The sequence below is a fragment of the Kineococcus gurbantunggutensis genome (assembly GCF_050871925.1).
Classification (GTDB): Bacteria; Actinomycetota; Actinomycetes; order Actinomycetales; family Kineococcaceae; genus Kineococcus.
Window position 1 is genome coordinate 1 of the sequence record NZ_JBJLSG010000270.1, and the last position, 3,668, is coordinate 3,668.

The 3,668-nt window shown below is 77.6% G+C and carries 3 protein-coding genes and 1 pseudogene; all 4 read right to left on the minus strand.

What is annotated here, in order from left to right; genetic code table 11:
* Positions 1–855, minus strand: a pseudogene (locus ACRYR7_RS24760) (hypothetical protein); the annotation flags it as partial.
* Positions 856–919: 64 nt separating this feature from the next.
* Positions 920–1,690, minus strand: coding sequence for a hypothetical protein (locus ACRYR7_RS24765; protein WP_432575001.1), 771 nt, complete (start codon positions 1,688–1,690; stop codon positions 920–922).
* 61 nt (positions 1,691–1,751) lie between these two features.
* Complete coding sequence (locus ACRYR7_RS24770) at positions 1,752–2,621, minus strand: hypothetical protein (RefSeq protein ID WP_432575002.1); 870 nt, start codon at positions 2,619–2,621, stop codon at positions 1,752–1,754.
* Entirely contained in the window at positions 2,618–3,532 is a 915-nt protein-coding gene (locus ACRYR7_RS24775) for an ABC transporter ATP-binding protein (protein ID WP_432575003.1), read from the minus strand. The genes ACRYR7_RS24770 and ACRYR7_RS24775 overlap by 4 nt, the downstream gene beginning before the upstream one ends.
* Between the last annotated feature and the right edge of the window lie 136 nt (positions 3,533–3,668).

Below are 3,668 nucleotides of genomic sequence, written 5' to 3' on the forward strand. Positions count from 1 at the left end.
TCGGCCACCCCCCCAGACCCGCCCACCCCCAGCGGGGCGCGGGGCGCCCCCCCCCCCCCCCCCCCCCCCCCCCCCCCCCCCCCCCCCCCCCCCCCCCCCCAGGGCCGCGCTGGCGTCGCGCTCGCGCGCCATCGCCGCGTACCGCTGGGCGACGTCGTGCGCGTGCAGGCGGCGGGCCTGCACGCCGGCGCCGGTCACGCCGCCCAGCACCAGCAGCGCGAGCAGCAGCATCACCGTCCACGACCGGCGCCCCGACGAGAACTCGGGCTCGACCAGCTGCCGCACCGGTGTTCCGCCCCCCGCGGTGTCCGCGATGCCGTCGCTCCACAGCAGGACCTCGCTGAGCCCGACGTCCTGCCAGGACCACGCGGCGACCGTCACGACGACCAGCACCGAGGTGCCGGCGACCCACGCGGTGCGGGCGCTGTGCCGGGCGGCGACGGCGTGCAGCGCCCACGCCAGGCAGAACCCCAGCACCCCCAGGACCCCCGCCACCCGCAGCGACAGGACCGCCAGCACCGTCAGCACCGCCGTGACCGCCAGCGGCCGCCACCGCCGGGCGAGCAGCACGAGCGCCCCCAGCACCGACCCCGCCGTCCACGCCCTCACGACCAGGCCCTCCACGGGGGTGCCGGGCGGGAACAGCCCGAGGGCCGCAGCGCCCCGCACCGTCTCCGAGGCGAGACCCGCGGTGGACGTCCCGAGCAGCAGCACCACCGCGACCGTGACCGCGTGGGCGACCCACGGGTGGTCGGCCAGGAGCCGGCCGGAGGCCGTCTGCCGCTGCACCTGCGACGCGGTGAGGGCCGGCGGGCCGCTGCTCCGCTCCGCGGAGCCGGCGCGCGAGGTGGTCACCTTCCCACTCTCCCACTCCCGCTCCCGGCCTCCGCCGGTCCGGGGCGGCGGGGCGGTGGGTCGGTCACGTGACGTCACGGCGGACCAACCGGTACCCGGCGAGCAGGACCAGCACCGCGCACCAGGTGCCCAGGACCAGCCCTCCACCCCACGCCCCGAGGTCGGGACCGTGGCCGGCCGACAGGGCGGCCAGCTGCGCGTCGTCGGCGAACAACCGGGTGCCGCTGCCCGGCAGCAGGGCCCGCAGCGTGTCGGTGACCCGCCCGGGGTTGGCGGCCAGCACCCGGTCGACCACCACGAACAGCAGCACACCGCTCGTCAGCGCGGCCAGCGGCCGGCGCAGCAGCGCCCCGAGGCCGACCCCGCACACCGCGGCACCCGTCAGGAACAGCACGTACCCCGCAGCGGCGCGCAGGTCCCCCGGGTTCGAGGCGCCCCACGGCAGGCCCGCGTCGCGCCGGGCGCCCGAGGTCAGGAGGACCGACGCCAGGAGGGCCACCGCCGCGGTGACCAGCGCCACGGCCGCGACCACGACGACCTGCGCCACCAGCACCCGCAGGCGGCGGGGCACCGCGGCGAACGTCGTCAGCGACGCACCGGTGCTGAACTCCCCGGCCCCGGCCAGCACGCCGAGGACGAGCACCATCGGCTGGGCCAGCAGGCTCCCGGAGGCGGCCAGCGACGTCCCGCTCACCGCGTCCCCCGGCCCGACGAACAGGCCCAGGGCGAACGCCAGCGAGCTCGCGGCGACGACCGTGCCGACGACGAGCCACGTCGTCGAGGTCAGGCTCGCCAGCTTCGTCCACTCCGCGTGCAGGACCCGGGGGAGGGTCACCGCGCCGCGCTGCGGCAGGACGGCCCGCTCACCCGCCCGCGCACCCGCGGCAGCACCGGCCTCAGGCGAGGTCACGACGACGCAACCGGTGAGTGGCCGCGGCCAGCGGGACCGCCACCCAGGCCGCCAGGACGAGCGCGGCCCCGCGCACCCCGAGGTCGGGAGCACCGTCGAGCCCGCCGCCGTCCGGGCTCGTCAGCACCCCCGCGGCACCGGCGGGTGTGAAGGTCTCCACCGTGTTGACCGCCACCGTCCCGGGGGGCGTGGTCCCCGGCGTCGAGGCCTCCGGCGGACCGGTGGCCAGGTCCACCGCCAGGGAGAGCACGAGGGGCGCGATCACCACCAGGCCGAACGCGGCGACCAGGGCGGGCACCGGGTGGCGCAGCAGCGCCCCGATCGCCAGGCCGAGCAGGGCCGTGCCCACGAGGTAGCACACCGTCCCCAGCAGGAGCCGGGGAACCCCCGCGCCGAGCAGGTCCGGGGCCGCGTCCCGCGACGCCGCCGCGGGCAGGATCCCCACCACCGCCGCGCCGACGGTCAGCACGGCGACCGGGAGCACGAACCCGACCGTGACGACGGCCTGCGCGGCCAGCACGGGCACTCGTCGCGGCACCGCGGCGAACGTCGAGCGGAAGGTCCCGGTGCTGAACTCGCCGGTCCCGACGAGGACCCCCAGGACCAGCGGGCCGAGGAAGGCCAGCGGCAGCGCGTCCGGCAGGTTCCGGGTCGCGACGAAACCCGGGTCGCCCGACGAGGCGCTGGCGAACAGGTGGGTCAGCAGTCCCGTCACCGCCACCGTGGCCACGGCGATCGCGATCGGGGAGCGCAGGCCCAGCAGCTTCGTCCACTCCGCGGCGACGACCCGCCCGAAGGAGGGGCCGGAGCGCGTCGCGGCCGCGCGGCGCGCGGGCGAACCCGCGGGCGCGTTCACCGGGAACCCCCCGCCCGGTACTGCACGGAACCGCTCGTGAGCTCCAGGTAGGCCGCCTCCAGGGAACCGGCCTCGGCCGCGAGTTCGAGGACGGTCGCCCCGATCCGGCCCGCTGCCGCCCCGACCTCCTCGACGGACGCTCCCCGCACGTGCAGCACGCCGTCCGGGCGGGGAGCGACGTCGGCCCCCGACCGCGTCAGCGCCTGCGCCAGGACGTCGGGTTCGGTGGTGCGCACGCGCACCAGGCCGGCGTCCCGGGACCGGTCGAGCAGTTCCCGCACCGACGCGTCGGCCAGCAGCCGGCCGCGGCCGATGACGACGACCCGGTCCGCGCACAGCGCCAGTTCGTGCATGAGGTGGGAGGACAGGAACACCGTGCGGCCCTCGGCGGCCAGGTCCCGCACCAGCCGCCGCACCCACAGCACCCCGTCGGCGTCGAGGCCGTTGACCGGCTCGTCGAACAGCACCGTCGCCGGGTCCCCCAGCAGCGCGGCCGCGATCCCGAGCCGCTGCCCCATCCCGAGGGAGAAGCCCTTGACCCGCTTCCCGGCGACCGCCTCCAGCCCGGTCAGCCCGATGACCTCCTCCACCCGTGCCCGCGGGATTCCGTGGGTGCGGGCCAGGGCCAGCAGGTGGCGGGAGGCCGTGCGCCCGGGGTGCACCGAGCGCGCGTCGAGCATCGCGCCGACCGCGCGCAGCGGCGCGGGCAGGTCGGCGTACCGGTGCCCGTCGACCGTGACCGTCCCGGCGCTCGGGCGCTCCAGCCCGAGGACCATCCGCATGGTGGTGGACTTCCCCGCGCCGTTCGGGCCCAGGAACCCGGTCACCACCCCCGGCTGCGCCGTGAACGACAACCCGTCCACGGCCGTCGTCGTCCCGTAGCGCTTCGTCAGCGCCTCCGCTGCGATCATGCTTCTCCCTCGTCCACGACTGCGCCGACGTCTGCGGCCGTCGACCGTGACGCTACGAGCGCGCGCGCAGCGGGCGGACCTGCCCGAGGACGAGATCGCGGCGCCCCGGTCCTCCTCCTCGAGGAGGAGGACCGGG

Coding starts and splice junctions, on each gene's coding strand:
- ACRYR7_RS24775 (WP_432575003.1), bottom strand. CDS start 3,532: ATGATCGCAGCGGAGGCGCTGACGAAGCGCTACGGGACGACGACGGCC.